2 rRNA genes are annotated in these 3,237 nt (G+C 49.3%); both read left to right on the top strand.

From position 1 onward, the window contains the following. Positions 1-108: 108 nt before the first annotated feature. Positions 109-2,935 (top strand): 23S ribosomal RNA (locus tag ABS766_RS16630). A gap of 153 nt (positions 2,936-3,088) precedes the next feature. Continuing rightward, positions 3,089-3,197 (top strand): 5S ribosomal RNA (gene rrf / locus ABS766_RS16625). Positions 3,198-3,237: the final 40 nt, after the last annotated feature.

Raw genomic sequence — 3,237 nt, 5'->3', positions numbered from 1 at the left:
GTTCATTGACATATTGAGATAAGAAACAAAGTAGAATTTTAAGAAATTAGAAAGCACAAGCAGCTTTCGGCTGACAGCTATTAGCTGACAGCTGATTGCTCAAAAGCACAATAAGCAAAATAAGGGCGCATGGGGGATGCCTGTGGCTCTCAGAGGCGAAGAAGGACGTGATAAGCTGCGATAAGCTTCGGGGACTGGCACATACAGATTATATCCGAAGATTTCCGAATGGGGCAACCCACTATGTTGAAGGCATAGTACCCGCAAGGGGGCGAACCCGCTGAACTGAAACATCTAAGTAGGCGGAGGAAGAGAAAACAAAAGTGATTCCGTTAGTAGTGGCGAGCGAACGCGGAAGAGCCCAAACCGGCTATGTTACGGCATATCCGGGGTTGTAGGACTGCGACATTTTATGCAAACAGAACCGGAATTACCTGGAAAGGTAAGCGATATAGGGTGATAGCCCCGTACGGGTAATGAATGTAATAGATAGCAGTATCCTGAGTAGGGCGGGGCACGAGAAACCCTGTCTGAATCTGGCGGGACCATCCGCTAAGGCTAAATACTCCTGAGAGACCGATAGTGAACCAGTACCGTGAGGGAAAGGTGAAAAGAACCGTGAATAACGGAGTGAAATAGATCCTGAAACCATGCGCCTACAAGCGGTCGGAGCCCACAAGTTGGGTGACGGCGTGCCTTTTGCATAATGAGCCTACGAGTTACCGTTGCCGGCAAGGATAAGTATTTAAGATACGGATCCGTAGCGAAAGCGAGTCTGAACAGGGCGTTTTAGTCGGTAATGGTAGACGCGAAACCGTGTGATCTACCCATGGGCAGGTTGAAGCTGTGGTAACACATAGTGGAGGACCGAACCGGTTGACGTTGAAAAGTCTTCGGATGACCTGTGGGTAGGGGTGAAAGGCCAATCAAACTCGGAAATAGCTCGTACTCCCCGAAATGCATTTAGGTGCAGCGTTGGCATAAGTTTTATAGAGGTAGAGCTACTGATTGGATGCGGGGGCTTCACCGCCTACCAATTCCTGACAAACTCCGAATGCTATAAAATGTTTACCAGCAGTGAGGGCATGGGTGCTAAGGTCCATGTCCGAGAGGGAAAGAACCCAGACCATCAGCTAAGGTCCCCAAATGTATGCTAAGTTGAAAAAACGAGGTTTGTCTGCCCAGACAGCTAGGATGTTGGCTTGGAAGCAGCCATTCATTTAAAGAGTGCGTAACAGCTCACTAGTCGAGCGGACGAGCATGGATAATAATCGGGCATAAGCATACTACCGAAGCTATGGACTTTATAAAAGTGGTAGGGGAGCATTCTATGTGCGTTGAAGGTGATATGCGAGTATTGCTGGAGCGTATAGAAAAGAAAATGTAGGCATAAGTAACGATAATGCGGGCGAGAAACCCGCACGCCGAAAAACCAAGGTTTCCTCAGCTATGCTAATCAGCTGAGGGTTAGTCGGGTCCTAACGCGAACCCGAAAGGGGTAGTGGATGGCCAACAGGTTAATATTCCTGTACCTGCTTACAACAAAAGTGACGGAGGCGTATATTAGGTGCGTGCAGACGGAATTGCACGTTGAAGGGAGTAGTAATACCCCGATAGTACACTAAAGCTACGGCTGCGGTGATAATCCTGAGAAGCGACTTCCAAGAAAAGCGAGTAAAGCAGCCCGTACCGCAAACCGACACAGGTGGTTGGGATGAGTATTCTAAGGCGCTCGAGAGATTCATGGCTAAGGAATTAGGCAAAATTGACCTGTAACTTCGGGAAAAAGGTCGCCCACAGCAATGTGGGCCGCAGTGAAAAGGTCCAGGCGACTGTTTATCAAAAACACAGGGCTCTGCAAAATCGAAAGATGACGTATAGGGCCTGACACCTGCCCGGTGCCGGAAGGTTAAGAGGAGATGTTATCTTCGGAGAAGCATTGAATTGAAGCCCCGGTAAACGGCGGCCGTAACTATAACGGTCCTAAGGTAGCGAAATTCCTTGTCGGGTAAGTTCCGACCTGCACGAATGGTGTAACGATCTGGACACTGTCTCAGCCATGAGCTCGGTGAAATTGTAGTATCGGTGAAGATGCCGATTACCCGCAGTGGGACGAAAAGACCCTGTGCACCTTTACTATAGCTTAGTATTGACTTTGGATAAGTGATGTGTAGGATAGGTGGGAGACTTCGATCCTGCGTCGCCAGGCGTAGGTTAGTCATTGTTGAAATACCACCCTTTGCTTATCTGAAGCCTAACCGCGTAAAGCGCGGGACATTGCTTGGTGGGTAGTTTGACTGGGGTGGTCGCCTCCAAAAGAGTAACGGAGGCTTCTAAAGGTTCCCTCAGCACGCTTGGTAACCGTGCGTAGAGTGCAATGGCATAAGGGAGCTTGACTGAGAGGCATACAGGCCGATCAGGTACGAAAGTAGAGCATAGTGATCCGGTGGTTCCGTATGGAAGGGCCATCGCTCAAAGGATAAAAGGTACGCCGGGGATAACAGGCTGATCTCCCCCAAGAGCTCACATCGACGGGGGGGTTTGGCACCTCGATGTCGGCTCGTCACATCCTGGGGCTGGAGAAGGTCCCAAGGGTTGGGCTGTTCGCCCATTAAAGTGGCACGCGAGCTGGGTTCAGAACGTCGTGAGACAGTTCGGTCTCTATCTACTGCGGGCGTTAGAAATTTGAGTGGATCTGATTCTAGTACGAGAGGACCGAGTCGGACGAACCGCTGGTGTATCTGTTGTTCCGCCAGGGGCATCGCAGAGTAGCTACGTTCGGAAGGGATAAGCGCTGAAAGCATATAAGCGCGAAACCCACCACAAGATGAGATTTCTTTTAAGGGTCGTGGAAGATGACCACGTTGATAGGCTATAGGTGTAAAGGCAGTAATGTCATAGCCGAGTAGTACTAATAACCCGTAAGCTTATTGTATACACCCACCGGCCCCCAGGGGCCGGGGATGGCTTTCTGAAAGAAAAACAACACTTGCTTCTTTATCTCAGTATGTTAAGATATTGGTTTATGGTTACCTGCCCCTTTACAGGGGGGTATCAATAAACACATTGCCCAAAGCAATGAACCTTTTAAGGTGATTATTGCGGCGGGGCTCACCTCTTCCCATCCCGAACAGAGAAGTTAAGCCCGCCTGCGCAGATGGTACTGCAGTTTGTGGGAGAGTATGTCATCGCCTTCTTATATAAATCCCCTATCCTTATGGATAGGGGATTTTTTTT

It is taken from the genome of Flavobacterium rhizosphaerae, assembly GCF_046000445.1.
In the GTDB taxonomy this organism is placed as follows: domain Bacteria; phylum Bacteroidota; class Bacteroidia; order Flavobacteriales; family Flavobacteriaceae; genus Flavobacterium; species Flavobacterium rhizosphaerae.
This window is presented reverse-complemented; position numbering and strand designations above follow the sequence as displayed.